This window comes from Micromonospora sp. NPDC006766 (assembly GCF_040636055.1).
Lineage (GTDB): Bacteria > Actinomycetota > Actinomycetes > Mycobacteriales > Micromonosporaceae > Micromonospora.
In genome coordinates, this window is sequence record NZ_JBEYIX010000002.1 from 196,571 (window position 1) to 216,460 (window position 19,890).

A 19,890-nucleotide genomic window follows, 5' to 3' on the forward strand; every position below is an offset into this window, starting at 1 on the left:
AACCAACGCATCAAGAACGCCCTGCGCAGCTGGCAGTCGGCCGAGGCGACGCGGAGATTCGGTCTTTGACGGTGGCCGTTCATCGGAGGCCTCTCCGGGCACATGTGTCTACAGTGCACGGATGGCCGAGACGCAGACCGGGAATGTGTCACCCGCCTGTCGTGAGGCGGACATGCGTGCTGATCCGGAGAAGCAGGCGAGGTTCAGGGCGTTGGCCGACGGCCGCTGGTTTGACCAGGTGGTGGCGGCCAATCGGGCGTATCTGAGCGCTGCGGTGCCCGAGCCATCCGCCACCGAGCGCGATCACTGGGCGCTGTCCTGCCTGCCGAAGACGGGGTCAGGACAACGGCTGTCGACGGTCAACATGAAGCGGATGGAGACGTTCGTGCTGCTCCAGCCCGAGGAGGCGGACAGCGGCGATGACGCGTGGGGCTTTTTGGTCGTACGTGAGTCGGTGCTGCACCGCTACGCCGGACCGGGGCAGAGCGTCGAGCAGCAGCATCCCCACCTGGAGTTCGATCGGAGCCGGCCGTATCAGGACGCCGGAACCGACCAGGTGCGAATCCTGGGGTGGTACGACGAGCTGATCGACGCGCTAGCACAGGAGCCGTTCGCCACCGCCGCCCGGGAACTGGCGGCGCCGCTTCTGAGCGGCACGACAAACCACGCCCGGCATCACAACTACCAACTCGTGGACCAGGTGTTGGACCGTGTCTTCAAAGGGTCACAACCATTGCAGTACGGCGGCAACAGACGTGCGTACGGAGGACCGAATACTGGTAAGAGCATAGAAGGGATAGACCGGTGGAGTTGAGCTCGGCGTCGGATAGCGAAATCGTGCGCGCGATCAACAGCGGCTCAATCGATGCGGAAGACCTGGCGAGCAGCAGTGGGTGGCGGAGAATCTGCCAGGCCAGGGGCCGGAAATTCTCGGCGGTAGACGAAGAGGCGTGGCAGGAACTCTGCTCCTATCGCGGATACGTCCTGTCACGACGCAACCCTCGCGGATTCTAGGCAGTTGCTTCAAGGCTTCAAGGATCTTGATGTCGGCGGACTAGTAGTTCATCACGAGATGCAGGGCGATATCCAAGCTGGCTGATTGTCGTGGTCGCTGGACTGTCCGGCGGATGGCGGTCCCGTTGACGGGAGTCAAGAGTGTTCTGGTGCATCCTGAGCAACCAATGATCCCGGGCAACGATGGTTCATACGTGCCCGGCCCGGCATACCCGCCCCCCGCCGTTGCGCCATACCAGGGCGTGCCAGCCGTCTACCCGCCGCAGTCCGCCGTCCCCTATTCGGGCCCGCCGGTGGCTCACCCGCCGCAGTCCGGTGTGCCCTACTCCGCTCCGCCTGCCGCTTACCCACCCGGACCGTACGCGCCGCAACCGTCGTACCCGCCCTACCCGCCGCAGCAGGCGTATCCATATCCGGCCCAGCCGATGCCGTACCCACCGCAGTTCGCTCCGCCGCAGCCTCTGCCCGTCTACACCAGGGAGTACATCGGCACCGGGTTCCACGTAGCCCACATCATCCTGTGCGTCATCACCGGTGGTTGCTGGCTGCCCTTCTACGGTCTGATCTATTACCAGAAGTCCCGGCCGAAAACCGTAACGACCTACGGCCGGTAAAGAACTATCGCCCGGTGAGCGACGTACCTGGAGGCTTTCAGGTGACCCGGAGCCGCAACCGCTGCCCGGGTCGGGCCTGCGCCAGCAGGGGCAGGGATCGCGCGCGGACGACGCCGAGGACGGGGTAGCCCCCGGTCACGGGATGGTCGGCGAGGAAGATGACCGGCTGCCCGGAGGGCGGGATCTGGATGGCCCCGGCGACGTGTCCCTCGCTGGGGAATTCGTCCTGGCGCACTCGTTCGATCATGTTGCCCTGCAGCCGCATGCCGATCCGGTTCGTGTCGGGGCTCACCCGGTAGCTGTCTTCCAGCGCGTCGAGGGCGTTGTCGGCGAACCAGCCGGGCCGGCGGAGGGGCTGGATCTCGATCACCGGCTCCTGCGGGAGGGGTGCCACCGGAGCCAGGTCCACCGGGGCTACCGGGCCGGCGGTCGCGTCGCCGATCGGCAGGACCTGGCGGGCCTGGAGCGGCGCCGGTCCGATTCCGGTGAGCATGTCGGTCGAGCGGGAGCCCAGCACGGGAGGCACGGCGATCCCGCCCCGGACCGCCAGGTAACTGCGCAGGCCGGCGGCGGGGACGCCGATCTTCAGTACGCCGCCGGCGGGGACGAAGACCGGACCGTACGGCGCGCAGGCCCGACCCGCCGAGACGACCGGGGCCGGCGCGCCGGTCACCGCCACCCAGCTGGAACGGCTGAACCTGGCGACCAGGCCACCCAGGGTCACCTCCAGGGCGGCGGCGTCCGGCGCGTTGCCGACCAGGCGGTTCGCGAGGTGGTACGCGGGCCGGTCACAGGCGCCGGAGGGGCTCACGCCCAGCCGGGCGAGTCCGGGCCGGCCGTTGTCCTGGACGGTGGTCAACGGGCCGGGCCGGACGATCTCCACGGTGCCGCTCGTCATCGCGTCACGCGCCTGAAGCGGACGCGCATGCCGGGCTGGAGCAGGGCGGGCGGTTCACGGTCCAGGTCCCACATCTCCAGCGTGGTGTGCCCGAGGAGGCGCCAGCCGCCGGGGGATTCTCGTGGATAGACGGCGGCGTACTCGCCGGCCACGGCTATCGACCCGGCGGGGACTCTGGTCCGTGGCACGCGGTGTCGGGGCATGTGCAGGGCGGGATCCAGGCCGGTCAGGTAGGCGAATCCCGGGGCGAAGCCCACGAACGCGACCACGTACTCCGCGGTCTCGTGGCGCCGGACGACCTCCTCCACGGACATGCCGAGGCTTTCCGCGACCTCGCCCAGGTCCGCGCCGTCGTAGTGGGCGGGCACCTCGACCAGGTCGCCGACCGCCCGGTCCGCCGGGGGAACGCTCCTGGTCCGCAGCGTCGAGGAGGAGGCCGCCTCGGCGGACTTCTCGTCTTCGAACACGACGAGCACGCTGGCCGCCGCGGACACCAGGTCCACCACGCCCGCGGGGGGATCTCGCCGGATGTCGTCGTACAGCGCCAGCGCTTCGTGGTGATCGGCGACCTCGATGAGCAGGGCGCGTTCGCCGTACGCCAGGACACGCAGGCTCATGTGCGGGCCCGGATGGTCACGCCGGCGGCCGCCAGGGCCTGGCGTACGGCACGCGCGATGGCGACGGCCTCCGGCGTGTCGCCGTGTACGCAGATCGACTGGGGTGCGACCTCGACGACGCTGTTGTCGTCGGCCTCGATCGTGCCCTCGATCACCATCCGCACGACGCGGGCGGCGATGACGTCCGGGTCGTGCAGGACGGCGTGCGGCAGCCGGCGGGAGACCAGCGTGCCGTCGCCGCGGTAGGCGCGATCGGCGAACGCCTCGGCCACCGGCTGGAGGCCGGCGTCGGCTGCCTGCCGCAACCAGGCGGATCCTGGCAGCCCGTAGACCGGGAGCGCGGGGTCGACCGCCCGCACCGCCGCGACCACGGCGGCGGCCTGCTCCTCGTGGGTGACGATCGCGTTGTACAGGGCGCCGTGCGGCTTCACGTAGCGGACCCGGGTGCCCTCGGCCCGGGCGATGCCGTCCAGGGCCGCGATCTGGTAGAGGACATCGTTGGTCAGCTCCTCGGGGGCGACGTCGATGAAGCGTCGCCCGAAGCCGGCCAGGTCCCGGTAGCCGACCTGGGCGCCCACGGAGACGCCGCGCCGGGCCGCCATGGCGCAGACCCGGCGCATGGTCGAGGCGTCCCCCGCGTGGTAGCCGCAGGCGACGTTGGCGCTGGTGACGATGTCGATCAGCGAGGCGTCGTCGCCCATCGGCCAGGCACCGAACGCCTCGCCCAGGTCCGCGTTGAGGTCCACTGTGCGGTCACGGCGTGATCGCGGCCAGTAGTTGGCGCTGTGCTCGCTCAAGATAGACTGCCATCTCTCGGTATGCCTGATCTGTGTCGCCGGTGCGCAGCAGCTCAGCGATCCGTTCGTTGGTTTCCAGGTAGGGCTCGTGGAACGGCTGGAGATCCTCGACGGCGCCGAAGGCGAGGCGTAGCTCTGCCAAGAGGCTTTCGGCGGCCACCGTCAGCCGCTCACTTCCGGCGAGTCGGACGATCGCAACATGGAATTCCATGTTGGCGGTGCCCACCGCGGGCCACATGCCCCGGTAGGCGTAGGCGTATCCGTCCCGCACGGCGGCATCCACCTGCGCCAACATCCCGGGCTGGGCGAGTGACGGGCCGGCGTTCTCGATGGCGCCCAGCTCCAGCACCCGCCTCATCTGGTAGATGTCGTTGACATCGTCCGGGCCGAGGGTGCGTACCCGTACGCCCCGGTTGGCCTCGTAGACGACCAACCTCTCCTGAGTCAGGAGCCGGAAGCCCTCCCGCAGCGTGTTCCGGGACACGGACAGGCCCTCGACGAGCCGCGCCTCGCGGAGAAACTCGCCGGACTTCAGCTGGCCTTCCATGATCCGGCGCCGCAGGACCGCAGCGACCCGGCTTGCTCCGGATGCCTGTTCCGTTGAATCTTCACGCGCAAAAGTTGTTGCCACCGGGTTTCCTTAACGGCTCTGCCGGGGTCGCGCGACCCGACAATCTCATGCCACACCATCGCCAACGAGTCGTTCAACAATCATGTGGCATCGCCTCGCGTGTGTCGAGTGTGGTCGGTTTCGTGTCGGACTCCCGGCCATTGGGCGCCGGGCCGGGAGCGGACCCGTGGCGCTGCGGGTGAGCGCCGATTTTGCTCAACACGGCAACGCCATCCCACGTGGGACACCTCCGCCAGGTCGGGCAAGATTCCCACGTCAGAGCGACGAAAATCAACTCTTCCCTCACCCAAAGGGGCTTGCTATCGTTCAACAATCTTGCCAGGCCGCCCGAGGGTCGGCTGGCATGTCCCGGTGGCGACAGGCAGGTACGACTCATGACCGACGAGCAATCCGTCCGCTCCGCGGAGCCGTCCGTCCGCGCCCTGGCGGCCGGTCTCGACGTGGCGAGGCCGCTGGCGCTGCTGCAACGCATGGTTCGCTTCGACTCCCGGACCGAGACTCCGGGGGAGGCGCAGCTCGCGAAGTGGCTGGTCGACTACATGACCGAGCTCGGGTTGGACGCCTGGCTGGACGAGGTGTCACCCGGCCGCTACAACGCGATCGGCGTGTTCAAGGGGTCGGATCGGAACATTCCGGGCGCGGCGTCGTTGCTGTTCAACGGTCACATCGACACGAATCCGGCCACCGAGGGATGGACGGTCGACCCGTGGGGGGCGCACACCACCGACGAGGTCATCTACGGGTTGGGTGTCTCGAACATGAAGGCGGGGTGCGCCTCGTACCTCAGCGCCGTCGAGGCACTCATCCGTGGCGGTTTCCGCCCGGCCGCCGACGTGACCCTCACGTTCGTCGTCGGGGAGCTGCAGGGCGGCATCGGCACCGTGAAGATGATCGAGCACGGGGTGCGCGCCGACTACTTCATCAACTGTGAGCCGACCGACGTCCAAGCGCTGACGCTGCACGCCGGCGCCTTCAACTTCACCGTCGAGCTGACCGGGGTGACCCGGCACCTGTCGAAGCGCGAGGAGTCCGTCGACGCCATCGCCGCCGCGTGCGCGCTGGTGCCGCGTTTGAACGCGATGACCTTCTCCGGCGCGGCGGACGAGCGGCACCGCGAGGTCAACCGTTGCAACGTCGGTGTCATCCACGGCGCGTTGGGCCGGAGTCTGGAGGAATGGCGCCCGCCGCAGATCGCCGACTTCGTACGCCTCGTCGGCACCGGCCGGTACGCGCCCAGCCAGAGCGTCGAGTCCGTGCTCGCCGACCTGCGGCGGGAGCTTGACCGGCTCGAGTCGGAGTTTCCCGGGCTGCGGGCGGAGGTGTTTCCGCAGGAGAAGGTGACCGACCGCCCCGACATGCCGCCGTTCGAGGCGTCCGCCGACTCCCGCATCGTCCGGACGGTGAACTCGGCGTACGAGCTCGTCCGGGGCGCCGCCCAACCGACGGGTGCCATCAAGCCGTGCTGTTTCTTCGGGTCCGACGCGGCCCACCTGAGCAAGGCCGGCATGGAGGGGATCGTGTGCGGCCCGGGCGGCAAGTACAACACCATGCCGGACGAGCGCGTCGAACTCGTCGACTACTACGACATGATCCGAATGCACATGTTGGCCATCGAGGAAGTCTGCGGCCATGGGAACTGAGCGAATCACCGGCCGAAACGCCGCAGCCAATTTCTCCGGAGCCTCCGTGCGGGTGGAGGGGCTCTCCAAGTATTACGGCGACGTACACGCCGTCGACAACGTCACGCTCACCGTCGAACCGGGCGAGTTCGTGTCACTGCTCGGCCCGTCCGGGTCGGGAAAGACCACCCTGCTCATGGCGATCGCCGGATTCGAGAAACCGGATTCCGGCGAGGTGTACGTCGGGGACCGGCGGATCACCGGCCTGCCGACGCACAAGCGAAACCTCGGGGTCGTTTTTCAGCGGTACGCGCTCTTTCCCAACATGACCGTCGCCGACAATATCGGCTACCCGCTGAAGGTGCGCGGCGTGTCCAGATCGGAACGCGCGAAGGCGGTCGCCGAGGCGATGGACCTGGTCGATCTCACCGGGCTGGCGCACCGCCGGCCGGCCGCCCTGTCCGGCGGGCAGCAGCAGCGCGTCGCCCTGGCCCGGGCGCTGGTGTACCGGCCCCCGATCGTGCTGTTCGACGAGCCCCTGGGCGCCCTGGACCGGAAGCTCCGCGAACAGGTCCAGCTGGAGATCCGCCGCCTGCATCAGGAACTCGGCCTCACCATGATCTTCGTAACTCATGATCAGGAAGAGGCGCTCGTGATGTCCGACCGGGTGGCCCTGCTGAGGGACGGCAGGATCGAACAGTTCGGCCCCGGGCACGAGCTGTACGACGCCCCCGCAACCGAATTCGTCGCCGGATTCCTCGGCCGTACCAACATCGTCGATTCGACCGTGACCTCCGTCGCTGGCGGAGAGAACCAGGTTGCTGTCGGCGACCGGCGGTTCCCCGCGCTGTTTCCGGCCGGCGTCCGACCGGAAACCGGCCAGAAATGCCGGGTGGCCCTGCGGCCCGAGGCGATCCGGCTGGGCCAGCACGACCGGCCCGCGAGCCTGTCCGGGCAGGTCGTCGAGGTCGTCTTCTCCGGGCCCACCACGACCGTCCGGGTACGGGTGGGCGGCCAGGAACTCATGGTCCAAGGGCTCTCCTCCGACCCCGCGATGCGGGTGCGGGAGGGGGCGACCGTGCATCTCGACTGGGATCCGGCCGCGCTGCGGGCGTTCACCTCCCCGGGTCTCCCCGGCGCCCGCGCCGCCGCCACCGCAAACAATTCGCAGACAGTGATGGAAGGGATTCATCCGTGACGAATCCGGGTGTGACGAGGACACTTTCGCGGCGCGGCCTGCTGGCGGGCGCCGGGGCCGGACTGCTCGGCCTGGGGCTCTCCGCCTGCGGCGGAAACCCGGACGCCCTCAAGTCGAACGGGCAGGGTGACGGGGGGTCCGGCAACTCGAAGCAGCTCGTGGTGTTCGACGGCGGCGGTGCCTGGGGCGCCGCCCAGCGGAAGGCCTTCTTCGAGCCCTTCGAGCGGGAGACCGGCATCAAGGTCATCCCCGCGCCGGCGCCCCCGGCCGCACAGCTGCGCACGGCCATCGCCTCCGGCAAGCCCGGCATGGACGTCGTGGACCTCAACGGCGCCCGCATCGGATCGTGGACCCGGGACGGGCTGCTCCAAAAGATCGACTACAGCCTGTGGAAGAACCCCGGCCTCAAGGACGCCTTCGCCCCGTACCCCGCGCTGGAGACGGCGGTACCCGCGATCGTCTTCGCCGTGCAGCTCGCGTACGACCGGAACCTGACCGGCCGGGAGCTGACGAACTGGGCGGACCTGTGGGACGCGACGGTCAAGGGGAAGCGCTCCTTCCGCACCGGCGACGGCCCCGGCGGGTGCACCCTGGAGATCGCCCTGCTCGCCGACGGCGTGAAGCCCGAGGACCTCTACCCGCTGGACATGGACCGGGCGCTGCGCAAGCTCTCCGAGATCAAGCCCCGGGTCCTGAAGTTCTGGGACAACGGCGCGGAGTCCATCCAGATGCTGGTCGACAAGCAGATCTCCGCCGTCGCCGCGTGGAACGGCCGGATCCAGTCCGCGATCGCCGACGGTGCGAAGAACATCTCCAGCACCTTCGAGCAGGCCATGGTGCAGATCGACTACTGGGCGATCCCCAAGGGCTGCTCGAATGTGGAGGGCGCCACCCGGTTCATCGAGTTCGCCTCCGAGCCGCAGCGTCAGGCCGAGTTCGCGCAGCTCATCACCTATGCGCCGACGATCCCGTCGGCCTTCGACCACATCCCCGAGGAGCGCCAGAAGCTCCTGGTGACCGCGCCGGGCATCGTCGAGAAGACGGTCCTGCAGAACACCGACTACTGGAGCTCGATCGGGGCGGGCGGCAAGACCAACGAGGAGATCGCCATCGACCGCTGGCAGAAGTGGTTGGCTGGCTGATGTCAACACCGACGGTGCGGGCCAGACGTACGACGATCCGCCGCCCGACGTGGATGCCGGACGCCGTGCTCTGGCTCGCACTGCCGGCGGTGATCGCTCTTGTCGCCCTGTTCGTGCTGCCGCTCAGCCGGCTGGTCGTGGACTCACTCGTCACCGACAGCGGGATGTCGTTGTCGCGATACACCGACCTGCTGCACGACGGGCTCTTCATCCCGGTCATGGAGCGCACCATCAAGATCGCGCTCGTGGTGACCGTCGTGGCCGCCGCGATCGGCTACCCGCTGGCCTACGCGGCGACACGGCTGCCGAAATGCCTGGCCGCCGTCGTGCTGGCCAGCGTCTCCCTGCCCTTCTTCACCTCCACCCTGGTCCGGTCGTACGCCTGGCGGGCGCTGCTGGCCGACAACGGTGTGGTGAACAACTGGCTCATCAAGCTGGGCATCTTCTCCGAGCCGCACCAGCTCGTCTTCAACGACATCGGCATCGTCATCGGCATGAGCCAGGTGCTGCTGCCGATGATGACGCTGCCGATCTACGCGGCCATGAGCGGCATCGACCGCAAGCTCACCGACGCGGCCCGATCGATGGGGGCTTCGCCCTTCTCGGCCTGGCGTACCGTCTTCTTCCCGCAGTCCGTGAACGGCCTCATGGCCGGGGCCAGCCTGGTGTTCATCTCGTCGCTGGGCTTCTACACCACCCCCGCGCTCCTCGGGGGACCCGCGGTGCCGATGATCGCCCAACGCATCGACGTGCAGATCAACACCCAGAACCAGTACGGTCCCACGGCCGCCCAGGCCACGGTCCTGCTGATCGGGGTCGTGATCCTGATGGTCCTACTGCGCCGGCCCCTGGGCCTGACCTCCCCGCAGACCCTCGGCGGTGGCGCCTCCCGGGCGGTGTCCGGGCGCGTGTCCCACGCCGTCGGAGCCGTCATGGATCTGGTCGCCAACCGCCTGGCCGGTGGCCTCCTCGGGCGGGCCGGCCGCCTGCTCGGCGAAGGCATCTCGTACGTGCGCCACCTGCTGGTCGGAGCGATCGCCGTCGTCGGCATCGTCATCCTGGTCGGACCCCAGATCGTCGTGCTGATGCTCGCCTTCAACAGCTCCAACTTCCTCGTCTTCCCGCCCACCGGCTACTCGACGCGCTGGTTCGAGGAGTACTTCACCGACGAGTTCTGGCTCTCCTCGACCTATCTGAGCCTCACCGTGGCGATAGCCGCCGCGGCGCTCGCCACGGTGCTGGGCGTACTCTGCGCGTTCGCGGTGGCCAGAACCCGGCTCCGCAAGGCCGGCGTCCTGTTCTACCTGCTGTCCATGGCACCCCTGGTCATGCCGCCGATCATCTACGCGGTGGCGCTGTTCTTCCTCTTCGCGCGAGGCGGGCTGCTCGGCACCCCGACCGCTCTCGTGCTGGCGTACACCGTCCTCGGACTCCCGTACGTCATGATCACGTCGCAGGCGGTCATCCGGAACATCGACCCGCTCTACGAACACGCCGCCGCCAGCCTCGGTGCCAACGGGGCCCGACGGGCGCGGGACATCCTGCTGCCCCTCATCCTCCCGGCTGCCATCTCGTCGCTGCTGTTCGCGTTCGTGATGGCGTTCGACGACCTGGTCCTCGGCGTGTTCCTGGGCAGCGCCCAAACCGTCACGCTGCAGGTCCGCATGTACCAGAACATCCAGTTCGAGGTAAGCCCCAAGGTCGCCGCCGTCGGCGTCCTCATGACGTTCGCGATGCTGTTCGTCGGCTTCCTCATCACGATCGGTACGCGGATCCGCGGCAAGCGCAGCTGACCCCACACCTCACCACCGAACGCCGGAAGGCTGATCCGTGTCCGACTACACACTCTTCGCTGGCGGCACCGTCGTTGACGGGACCGGAGCCAGACCATTTCTGGGTGACGTCCTGGTCAGCGCGGACCGCGTCGTGGACGTCCGCCCCCACGGGCAGATCTCCCCCGACGGCAAAGACGTCGTCGCGATCGACGGGAAGGTCATCGCCCCCGGCTTCGTCGACGTCCACTCCCACAGCGACAACGCACCGCTGTACGCCCCAGGTGACCTGCCGAAGATCCGGCAGGGGGTGACCACCGAGATTGTCGGCAACTGTGGGTTCTCCCTCGCCCCGGCGGACGGTTCACCGGAGGTGACGTCGTTCCTGGCGCAGTGCTTCCCGCGCGGCGGCCCCGCTTTCCGGACCTTCGCCGACTACGTCGAGGCGGCGGACGAGGGCGGGTACCTCACCAACCTGGCGGCCCTGGTGGGGGAGGGCAACCTCCGCCTGCTCGCGCACGGACCCGGCAGTGGAAGCCTGTCGCAGGAGGGACTGGCCACGATGATCGGCCACCTCCGGGAGGCGTGCGACGCCGGAGCGTTCGGCCTGTCGACCGGCCTCGCCTACCTGCCCGGCATGTTCGGCACCGCCGAGCAGATCAGCCAACTCGTGGCGGCGATGCCGGCGGGACGGGTGTACGCCACCCACATGCGCAACGAAGGCAGCCGCATCACCGACGGCATCGAGGAGGCGGTGCGCGTCTCCCGGGAGTCCGGCCACCCGGTGCAGATCTCCCATCTGAAGGTTGCCGAGCGGAGCAACTGGGGCGCGGCGGGAGACATCCTCGCCCACCTCGACCGGGAACGACGAGCCGGCACCCGGATCGGGCAGGACGCCTACCCGTACCCCACGTCGTCCATGATGCTCTCGTCGTGCCTGCCACCGTGGGTGCTCGACGGCGGCGTCGACGCGCTGCTGGAGCGGCTGAGAGACCGGCGGACGCGGCAGCGTATCGCCGTCGAGGTCCTGGACCCGACCAGCAATCCGCGCAACGCGGGATGGGACTCGTACATCGCCACCGCCGGCTATGCCGGCATCCGGGTCGCGTCCACCGCCAGCGGCCGATACGACCACAGCACCATCGCCCAACTCGCGCAGCGACTCGAACTCGAGCCGTTCGACGCCCTCGCCACGGTCATCCTCGAGGAGGACAACGTCGCGAACATGATCGCCTCGCTCATCGACGCCCGCGACCTCGAAGCGATCCTGCGGCACGACCAGACGATGATCGGCACCGACGGGGCACCTCCCGGATTCGGCAAGGCCCCCCACCCACGGGTCGCCGGAACCTTCGTCAAGGTCCTCGGCGAGTTCGTCCGGGAAAGGGGAGTGCTCACTCTTGAGGAAGCCGTACGGCGGATGAGCGCCCTGCCCGCCGAGTTCTTCGGGCTGCCCGACCGGGGCATCATCGCCGCCGGCAAGGTCGCCGACCTGGTCGTCTTCGATCCGGAGACGGTCCGTGACACTGCCACCTACGACGAGCCGCTCCGGCCGCCCATCGGCATCGAATCCGTCTACGTCGGCGGCCGCAGCGTCATCGAAGGAACGACGTGGACCGGCATCCGCAACGGAAGGCGCCTGACGCCCGCCGGCTGAGACGCGAACGCCCTGCCCCGCCGCAGCCGGCCAAGGCCGCGTCACGGGCGGGTGTCACGCCCTGCGCAGCTAGCCGGGCCGTTTGCGAGGATCGAAGGATGGGCGATCACCAGCCTCAGCTGCCGGCGTCGCCGGGGAGGCCGCAGGGGGTTGGCACCGCAGCGTTCCCTGCGGTGCCAGAGACGAACTCCAGAGATGGCCCAGGACCGGCAGCCGCGACCTGGCGCAGGTCTGCTGTGCGGCTGCTCGTCGTCGCCGTGGTGGTAGGCCTTGCCGCGATCGGACTTCGCGGGCGCCTCCCAGCCCCCCAGGGCGTCCTCAACGCGCTTGCCAACGCCGACTACGGCTTGATCCTGCTCGCCGCGTTGTTGCAGTTCGCCTCGATTGGCGCCTTCGCGCTCCAGCAGCGGCGTCTGCTCCAGACGATGGGTGTGCACCTGCGCCACGGCCAGGCCTTTGCGATCATCCTGGCCAGTACGGCGCTGTCTATCACCATGCCTGCAGGGCCTGCGGTCGCCACCGCTTTCACCATCCGCAAGTACCAGCATGCGGGTGCCACACGCGAGGTGGCCGCTGCTACAGCGATCGTGTCCGGGCTGGCCTCTATCGGCGGACTCGCCCTGCTGTACGTCGGCGGAGGCGGGGTGATCGTTGCCCGCAACCCGACGGCGTTTCTAAACTGGCAGCCGCTGGTCGTCGTCACTGGGCTGGCCGCGCTCACCACCGCAGCCGTGTTGCTCGGGCGTCGGTATTCCCGCCGGCCCGCATGCGAGCGCGGATCCGGTAGGCACGGCATCACCGGTCGCCGAGCAACCTACTGGCTGCGAACCGTGCTGAATTCGGCCCGGGACGCATGGCGGGCCGGCGCCGAACTCCGCGTCCGCGACTGGGCAGCCGCGCTCGCATTCGCTGCCGCCAAATGGCTGACGGATCTGATGTGCCTGACCGTGGTAGTCCGAGCGCTCGACCAGTCGATTGGCGTAACGACGCTCGCGGGCATCTATCTCAGTGTTCAGATCGTCCGGCAGGTGCCCCTTACCCCAGGGGGCATCGGCGTCATCGAGACTGCCCTTGCTGCCGGGCTCACCGCCGCGGGCGCGAGTGGGATCAGCGCGGCTGCCGCCGTCCTGATCTACCGGCTGCTCTCCTGCTGGCTCATCATTCCGGCTGGCAGCATCGCCGCACTCGTTGACCGGCGTACGTGAAAGTCAGCGGGCAACGGCGACGGTCTCGTCCCCGTCCTGGCCTCCCACATGGTGCGCCGGCACTGGAACCTCTGGTGTGGGTCGGGCGGTGCGCGGTCGCGCGTCGACGGCGAGAACCGCCAGCGCGGCCAGCGTCAGCAGCGCGCCGGCCAGCGCGAGCGGCTGCGGCCCCGGGCCGGGCAGGAGGGCGCTGCCGAGCAGCGACCCGGCGCCGATGCCGACGTTGAAGGCGGTGCTGACGCCGGCCGACGCGAGATCGGTGCTGCCGGGGGCGAGTTGGAGCATCCGGGCCTGCACGGCGGTGCCGAACGCCGCGTAGGCGATGCCGATGCCGGCGAGCAGGACCGCCGTGGCGGGCTGGAGCGCGCCGAGCGCGTACAGGCCGAGCAGGCTGGCCGTGCCGACGCCCAGCGGTGTCAGCAGCGAGGCGATCGGGTGGGCGTCCAGGGTGCGGGCGACGGTGATCGTGCCGGCGATGCCGGCCACGCCGGAGACGAACAGCAGCGGTGCCAGCGCGGCGGCGGTGAACCCGCTGACGTCGAGCAGGAACGGCGTGATGTAGGTCTGCAGGGTCTGGAAGCCGGTGATGCCGAGGGCGGTGGCGACCAGGAGCATCATGAAGCGTCGCGCGTGCGGTGCGGTGCCCCGGGCGGCACCCCCGGCAGCCGGTGGGTAGGACGGGATCAGCGCGACCACCGCGACGGCGATCGCCAGGCCGACCCCGGCCAGCACCGCGAACGCCGTACGCCAGCCGGCCTGTTGCCCGAGCCAGGTGCCCAGCGGCACGCCGAGCACCGGGGCGAGCGCCGCCCCGGTCGAGAACAGCGCCACCACCTTGCCGCGTACGGCGGCCGGGAAGGGGCCGGTCACGGTCGCCGAGGCGACGGACCAGAACAGGGCCTGGGCCAGCGCGGTGACCAGGCGGGCGCCGGCCAGGACGGGGTACGTCGGCGCGAGCGCGGCCGCGACGTTCGCCATCGCGAACACGACCATGGTGGTGCCGAGCAGGTGGCGGCGGGGGATCCGGTGGGTCAACCGGGCCAGCGGTACGGATGCCAGTACGACCACGATGGCGTACCCGCTGACCAGCAGGCCCACCTGTGACCGTGACCGGTCGAGGTCGGGTGCGATGACGGTGAGCAGGCCGACCGGCAGTAGCTCAGTGGTGATGAAGGCGAACGCGGCGAGGGAGAGTACGACGAGCGCCGTCCTGGCCCGGCCCGGCGAAACCTCCGGCGTCACTCCCACCCTCCCGTCGTCGCCCAGTCGCCGCACGAAACTCTCACGGGGTTTCTTGGCCCCGCAACCTGGTCGTAAGGGGGCGCTCGACCTCTGTGACCTCATTGGTCACCTGCGGCCGCGACAGTCATCGCGTTTCCTTTCGACCTCCATGCGATTGAGGGTCTGTTGTGTCTGCCTTACGCCACGTCTGGCGTCGCTCCTGGTGCCTGCTCGCGCTGGTGCTCATGGTGGGGCTGGCTGCGGACCCGGCCTCGGCGCATCCCTTCGGCGCGCCGCAGCAGATCGAGGTCACGGCCGTGGGCGATCACGGGGTACGGGTCCGCTGGGTCGTCGGCGGCACCGATGACCTGACCCTGCTCGGTCTCGCTCTCGGTGTGTTTCCGAAGGACCGGGTGATGCTGGACGGTGCGGTGGCCTATGAGGCCTCCGACGCGGTGGCGATGGCCGAGGCTCCCGCGTTCGCCAGGTATCTGACCGAACGCATCACCGTGGCTCAGGACGGGCGGCCCTGCACGGGCGAGGTCAGGATGACCGCCGACCTGGCGGTCGACGGCGCCGACGTGCTGTTCACCTGCCCCGGGCCGGTGGGCACGGTGGCCGTGACGTCCCGGATGCTCACCGACCTGCACGAGGCCTACCGGACGCTCGCCAGAGGCCCCCACGGGCAGAAGGCGGTGTACGACGCCGCGCACGAGTCGGTGGACTGGACCATCAGCGGTTCCCGCCCCGCGTCCACCCAGGGTGCCGCCGCGGTGTCCACGGGCCGGAGCGCCCTGCAGCAGCTCTCGGTCGTTGGTGGCGTCCTGCTGGCTGCCGTCGCGGCCGGAGTCCTCTGGCGTCGCCGGCGCGGACGAAGAGCCTGACCCATGAACGCCACCCACCCACCACCAACAGGAAACCCCGAGAAGAAGGAGATGTCGTGACAACACGACTCCATCCGATAGCCCGGAGGTGGCGCCGCCTGAGCGCGTCCGCCCTCGGGCTCGCGGTGGTCGGCGGCACGCTGCTGTCGTCTGCCGCCCAGGCCGCTCCGGCCCTGGTGAGCAACGTGGCGAAGGTCGCCGCGACCAACCAGGCGGCCCCGGCCGTCACGGTGCCGGCCGCCGACGTGCTCGACGTCGCGTTCACCAACGGCACCGCCATCGACCGGGCCACCGGCCTGCCCGCCAAGACGTGGGGTGCTCCGACCTACACCACCGACCCGGTGTTCGGCCACGACATCCTCAAGGTGAACGGGGTCAACGACGCGGTCTCGTTCGACTTCACCGACCAGTGGAGCAGGTTCTCCGCCGGCTTCGCCATCGAGTGTGTCTTCCGGGTCGACACCACGATGCCGGTGAGCGGCGAGAAGGACCTCTGCTCCGACAAGGAGGCCGGCGGCTTCTCGGTCTACGTCAACGGCGGCAACCTGGGCACGATGGCCCACATCGGTGGCGGCTACAAGTCGGTGCTGACCCCGATCAGCGGCAACCGCTGGTACCACACCGTCTCCGTCTGGGACGGCCGGACCCTGAGCCTCTACGTCAACGGCCAGCTGGCCGGCTCGACCGCGGCCACCGGTGCGCTCACCCCGCCGGTCGCCACCGCGCGCTTCTTCGTGATCGGCGCCGACGCCGCCCCGAACAACATCGGCCAGGTCGCCCCGCCCTCCTCGTACGCCGCGAGCAAGGTCTGGAGCTCGGGACTGACCGGCGCCCAGGTGGCCGAGTTGGCGTCGGCCTACAACACCAAGCCGCCTGTTCCGGTGGCCGACGTCCTCGACGTCGACTTCCACGACGGCACCCCGAAGGACAACGCGCAGAACCTCGCCGTCACCGTCCACGGCGACCCGGTGATCGCGCAGGACACCGCCGTGAAGGCGAAGGTGGCCACCTTCGACGGCATCGATGACGCCTACTCGTACGCCTTCGGCGACCAGTGGAGCAAGATCAACACCAGGGTCTCCATCGAGTGCACCCTGAAGTCCAACGGCACCCTGCCCAACAGCGGTGAACACTCCGTCTGCTCCGAGAAGGAGAGCGGCGGCTACTCGATGGTGATCTACGGCGACAAGCTGACGTTCACCGCGTACGTCGGGGGCGGCTACAAGAACGCGCAGACCCCGATCGTCTCCGGCCGCTGGTACCACGCGGTCGGCACCTGGGACGGCCAGATGGTCCGGCTCTACGTCGACGGCGTCCTCGCGGCGGCGACCCCGGCCGCGGGCACGCTCGGGCTGCCCACCGGCAACGCCCGCAACCACTTCTACATCGGCGCCGACGCGATCAACCAGTTCTGGGCCCCGGCCTCGGTGCGCAGCACCCGCATCTACTCGAAGGTGCTCACCCTCGACGAGGTCGAGGCGCTCAACGTCGCCGCCCTCGGCGACGTCCGGGACGCCGGCGTCGCCGTCACCTCGACCGTCCCGGCCGAGGGCGCCCGCCTCAGCCGCCCGACCGAATTCAAGGTCACCGTCACCAACCAGGGCAACGCCACCGGTTGGCGGTACCTGCTCGACGGCGAGCCGATCCAGGTCGGCCAGGAGATCGGCCCCGGCATGAAGTCGGGCAGCCACACCCTGCGGATCTCGGCGAACGACGTCTTCGGCAAGCCGATCAGCAAGACCGTGACCTTCACCTCCGACGCCATCCCGGCCAGCGGCGGCACCGACGTCGGTCAGGGCAAGGGCCAGGTGACCCTCTCCGCGATCGCCCACAACCCGGACGGCGGCCCGGTCACCACCACCTTCAAGCAGGCCACCCCGAGCATCCCGACCGGAGGCATCCAGGGCGTCGTCCCGGTGATGCCCTCGACGCTCGACTTCTCCTACACCGAGGGCGGCCAGATCGGCACCGCGCCGCGCCCCGGTGGCAAGGCCATCGACAGCCCCTCCACCCGCCAGATTCCCTTCCAGCGGTACGACGTCCAGGTGCCGGCGTCCGCCGAGCGTCGCCAGATCCTGTGGAGCGGCGTGGTCGACCCGGCGCGTGCGGTCGCGCTGCACGCCTGGAACAGCACCACCCAGTCGTGGACCGAGCTCGCCACCGCCCGCGGCCAGGCCGAGGGTGACACCGCGCTGAAGGCCGTCGTCCGGCCGGAGCTGGTCGACAACGGCGTGGTCCACGTCCTGGTCACCGGCCAGGACCCGTTCGCCGACGACCTGGCGCCCCGGGAAGCCACCGCCGGCGCGCCGGGCAACAAGGACCACTTCGAGGACCCGTCGGACTACGACTTCGCGCTGGCCCACTTCACCGACACCCAGTACCTCGCCGAGGGCGCGGTCGGCGGCACGTACGACAACTTCAACGGCATCGACGAGCCCAGCGACAAGATGACCATGGAGGAGCAGGCGCTCTGGGCGAAGTCGTATCGGGACACCACCCAGTGGCTGGCCGACAACGCCGCCAAGCGGAAGATCGCCTACACCGCGCACACCGGTGACATCATCGAGAACGACTACTACGACCCGCTGGCCACCGACGCCAACGGCAAGCTGCTCCGCCCCGGGCTGGACGAGCAGGTGACCAAGGAGTTCCAGTTCACCTCCGAGGCGCAGCGCACCCTGGACTCGGCCGGGCTGGTCAACCAGGTCGTCGCGGGCAACCACGACAACCAGCTCGGCGCCGAGACCGGCCCGACCTCGCGGTTCAACAAGTACTACGGCCCGGAGCGCTACTACGAGGCCGCCAAGCTGTGGCCGGCCGATGCCAAGGCGTCGTACCACGCCTGGGACGAGGTCACCGACGCCTCCGGCGCCGTGGTCACCCGGGGCAAGGACAACCAGAACAACTACGTCCTCTTCTCCGCGGGCGGGCTGGACTTCGTCTCGGTGGGCCTCTCCTACGGCGTCACCCAGGCCGAGGCCGACTGGGCCAGCTCGATCTTCCGGCGCTACCACGACCGCAACGGCATCCTGCTGACCCACGCCTACCTCGCCCCGTCGACCACGCCGGACGGCCGAGGCGCGGGCTTCTCCACCGACGGTTCGCGGGCCTTCTCCAGCATCGTCGCGGCCAACCCGAACGTGTTCCTGGTCCTCGCCGGCCACGAGCACGGCGTCGGCACCAACCTCAAGACCGGGGTCGGCGTCACCATCGAGCACAACGTGGTCGAGCTGCTCGCGGACTACCAGTTCTACAAGATGACCGCCGGTGAGCTGTGGCCGGAGAAGGTCGACGCCCAGGGCAACCTCGACCTCGACGGCGACGGCGTTGTCGACCACAAGAAGGACGACCTGCTGCAGTTCGGCGCCAGCTTCCTGCGGCTGCTGCAGATCGACGTCGCGCGGGCCCAGATGAGCGTCGACACCTACTCGCCGATGCTCGGCACGTTCGGCGCCACGGCGTACGACGACCGCAAGCGCTACAACGGCGCAGAGGACAACATGGTGCTGCCGATCGACCTGTCGACGCGCAAGACCAGCTTCAGCACCGAAAGTCTGGTGCTGGTCACGCCGACCGACACCGTGATCGGTCAGGACACGGCCAAGTCGGGCTGGCCGGCCACGGTGAAGTGGAGCGGCCTGACCGAGCGTGAGCTCTACGCCTGGACCACCACCAGCCACACCGGCGACGGTGACCAGGTGGGCATGGTTGACCAGTTCGGCGGCATCTTCATCGCCACCGCCGCCGGCACCGACGTCACCCCGCCGGTGCTGACCGTCCCCGCCACGACCTCCGTCAAGCAGGGCCAGGACTTCGACCCGCTGGCCGGGGTCACCGCGGTGGACAACACCGACGGCGACATCACCGACCGGATCCAGGTGATCGGCGCCGTCGACACCGCCACCCCGGGCAGCTACGCGCTGACCTACCTGGTCTCCGACACCAACGGCAACCAGGCGGTCGCCAACCGGGCGGTCACCGTCACCGCGGCCCCGATCGTGAAGCTCACCCCGACCTCGGTCAAGACCAAGGACGTGAAGGTGGACTGGGGCAAGACCTTGACGCTGACCGCGGAGGTCAAGCCGGACAAGGCGACCGGCCCGGTGCAGTTCATGATCGGTGAGGACGTGCTCTGTGAGGACGTGCTCAAGAAGGGCAAGGTTTCCTGCACCGTCCGCATGCTGCCCGGCCCCGGCACCCACAAGGTGCGGGCGATCTACGGCGGCGACCAGACCCACGAGGCGTCGTACACGGAATTCACCCTGACCGTGGCCGCCGTGAAGCTCACCCCGACCTCGGTCAAGGCCAAGGACGTGAAGGTGGACTCGGGCAAGACCTTGACGCTGACCGCGGACGTCAAGCCGGACAAGGCGACCGGCCCGGTGCAGTTCATGATCGGTGACGACGTGCTTTGCGAGGACGTGCTCAAGAAGGGCACGGTCTCCTGCACCGTTCGCACGCTGCCCAACCCCGGCACCTACAAGGTGCGGGCGGTCTACGGCGGCGACGAGGCACACGCGGCGTCGTACGCCGAGTTCACCCTGACCGTGGCCGCACCCAAACGCTGATCGAGCGGATTGAAGGGAAGTTCCCTTGAGCGGGGCCGGTCCTATCGGGCCGG

At 69.3% G+C, this 19,890-nt stretch carries 14 protein-coding genes; 9 read left to right on the plus strand and 5 right to left on the minus strand.

Going from position 1 to position 19,890, the window contains the following annotated elements; translation table 11 throughout:
• Positions 1-121 precede the first annotated feature (121 nt).
• Complete coding sequence (locus ABZ671_RS04685) at positions 122-814, plus strand: hypothetical protein (RefSeq protein ID WP_357851194.1); 693 nt, start codon at positions 122-124, stop codon at positions 812-814.
• Positions 815-1,665: 851 nt separating this feature from the next.
• On the opposite strand, the gene ABZ671_RS04690 is transcribed toward ABZ671_RS04685, so the two are convergent.
• Genes ABZ671_RS04690 through ABZ671_RS04705 form a run of 4 tightly spaced genes read right to left on the minus strand, consistent with a single transcriptional unit; the run spans position 1,666 to position 4,571 of the window.
• Positions 1,666-2,526, minus strand: coding sequence for a biotin-dependent carboxyltransferase family protein (locus ABZ671_RS04690; RefSeq protein WP_357851197.1), 861 nt, complete (start codon positions 2,524-2,526; stop codon positions 1,666-1,668).
• Positions 2,523-3,143, minus strand: coding sequence for an allophanate hydrolase subunit 1 (locus ABZ671_RS04695; protein WP_357851200.1), 621 nt, complete (start codon positions 3,141-3,143; stop codon positions 2,523-2,525). Before ABZ671_RS04695 ends, ABZ671_RS04690 begins: the two co-directional genes overlap by 4 nt.
• Positions 3,140-3,889, minus strand: coding sequence for a 5-oxoprolinase subunit PxpA (locus ABZ671_RS04700; RefSeq protein WP_357851727.1), 750 nt, complete (start codon positions 3,887-3,889; stop codon positions 3,140-3,142). Before ABZ671_RS04700 ends, ABZ671_RS04695 begins: the two co-directional genes overlap by 4 nt.
• 7 nt (positions 3,890-3,896) lie before the next feature.
• Positions 3,897-4,571, minus strand: coding sequence for a GntR family transcriptional regulator (locus tag ABZ671_RS04705; RefSeq protein WP_357851203.1), 675 nt, complete (start codon positions 4,569-4,571; stop codon positions 3,897-3,899).
• Between the two features lie 374 nt (positions 4,572-4,945).
• Between ABZ671_RS04705 and ABZ671_RS04710 the strand changes: the two genes are divergently transcribed.
• The 6 genes from ABZ671_RS04710 (at position 4,946) to ABZ671_RS04735 (ending at position 13,164) form a co-directional block, all read left to right on the plus strand.
• Positions 4,946-6,211: a M20/M25/M40 family metallo-hydrolase gene (locus ABZ671_RS04710; RefSeq protein WP_357851206.1), complete on the plus strand. Its 1,266-nt coding sequence runs from the start codon at positions 4,946-4,948 to the stop codon at positions 6,209-6,211.
• Complete coding sequence (locus tag ABZ671_RS04715) at positions 6,201-7,388, plus strand: ABC transporter ATP-binding protein (protein WP_357851209.1); 1,188 nt, start codon at positions 6,201-6,203, stop codon at positions 7,386-7,388. Before ABZ671_RS04710 ends, ABZ671_RS04715 begins: the two co-directional genes overlap by 11 nt.
• Positions 7,385-8,530, plus strand: a complete 1,146-nt coding sequence (locus ABZ671_RS04720) for an ABC transporter substrate-binding protein (protein WP_357851212.1) — start codon at positions 7,385-7,387, stop codon at positions 8,528-8,530. The genes ABZ671_RS04715 and ABZ671_RS04720 overlap by 4 nt, the downstream gene beginning before the upstream one ends.
• Positions 8,530-10,323: an ABC transporter permease subunit gene (locus ABZ671_RS04725; RefSeq protein WP_357851215.1), complete on the plus strand. Its 1,794-nt coding sequence runs from the start codon at positions 8,530-8,532 to the stop codon at positions 10,321-10,323. The genes ABZ671_RS04720 and ABZ671_RS04725 overlap by 1 nt, the downstream gene beginning before the upstream one ends.
• Positions 10,324-10,360: 37 nt before the next feature.
• Positions 10,361-11,959 (plus strand): D-aminoacylase, encoded by a 1,599-nt coding sequence (locus ABZ671_RS04730; protein WP_357851218.1) that lies wholly within the window; start codon positions 10,361-10,363, stop codon positions 11,957-11,959.
• Between the two features lie 236 nt (positions 11,960-12,195).
• The gene (locus tag ABZ671_RS04735; RefSeq protein WP_357851221.1) at positions 12,196-13,164 is read left to right on the plus strand and encodes a lysylphosphatidylglycerol synthase transmembrane domain-containing protein; all 969 of its coding nucleotides are present in this window, start codon (positions 12,196-12,198) and stop codon (positions 13,162-13,164) included.
• A gap of 3 nt (positions 13,165-13,167) precedes the next feature.
• Here ABZ671_RS04735 and ABZ671_RS04740 read toward each other — a convergent pair whose 3' ends face one another.
• Positions 13,168-14,406 carry an MFS transporter gene (locus ABZ671_RS04740; protein ID WP_357851224.1) on the minus strand — a complete coding sequence of 413 codons (1,239 nt, stop codon included), beginning with the start codon at positions 14,404-14,406 and terminating at the stop codon, positions 13,168-13,170.
• Between the two features lie 167 nt (positions 14,407-14,573).
• Between ABZ671_RS04740 and ABZ671_RS04745 the strand changes: the two genes are divergently transcribed.
• Both ABZ671_RS04745 and ABZ671_RS04750 read left to right on the plus strand, forming a co-directional pair.
• Complete coding sequence (locus tag ABZ671_RS04745; protein WP_357851227.1) at positions 14,574-15,269, plus strand: hypothetical protein; 696 nt, start codon at positions 14,574-14,576, stop codon at positions 15,267-15,269.
• Between the two features lie 56 nt (positions 15,270-15,325).
• Positions 15,326-19,837, plus strand: coding sequence for a LamG-like jellyroll fold domain-containing protein (locus ABZ671_RS04750; protein WP_357851230.1), 4,512 nt, complete (start codon positions 15,326-15,328; stop codon positions 19,835-19,837).
• Positions 19,838-19,890: the final 53 nt, after the last annotated feature.

Excerpts from the sequence above, each read along its gene's own strand:
- ABZ671_RS04685 (WP_357851194.1), top strand. The coding sequence starts at position 122 with ATGGCCGAGACGCAGACCGGGAATGTGTCACCCGCCTGTCGTGAGGCG.
- ABZ671_RS04695 (WP_357851200.1), bottom strand. The coding sequence starts at position 3,143 with ATGAGCCTGCGTGTCCTGGCGTACGGCGAACGCGCCCTGCTCATCGAG.
- ABZ671_RS04715 (WP_357851209.1), top strand. The coding sequence starts at position 6,201 with ATGGGAACTGAGCGAATCACCGGCCGAAACGCCGCAGCCAATTTCTCC.
- ABZ671_RS04690 (WP_357851197.1), bottom strand. The coding sequence starts at position 2,526 with ATGACGAGCGGCACCGTGGAGATCGTCCGGCCCGGCCCGTTGACCACC.
- ABZ671_RS04710 (WP_357851206.1), top strand. The coding sequence starts at position 4,946 with ATGACCGACGAGCAATCCGTCCGCTCCGCGGAGCCGTCCGTCCGCGCC.
- ABZ671_RS04725 (WP_357851215.1), top strand. The coding sequence starts at position 8,530 with ATGTCAACACCGACGGTGCGGGCCAGACGTACGACGATCCGCCGCCCG.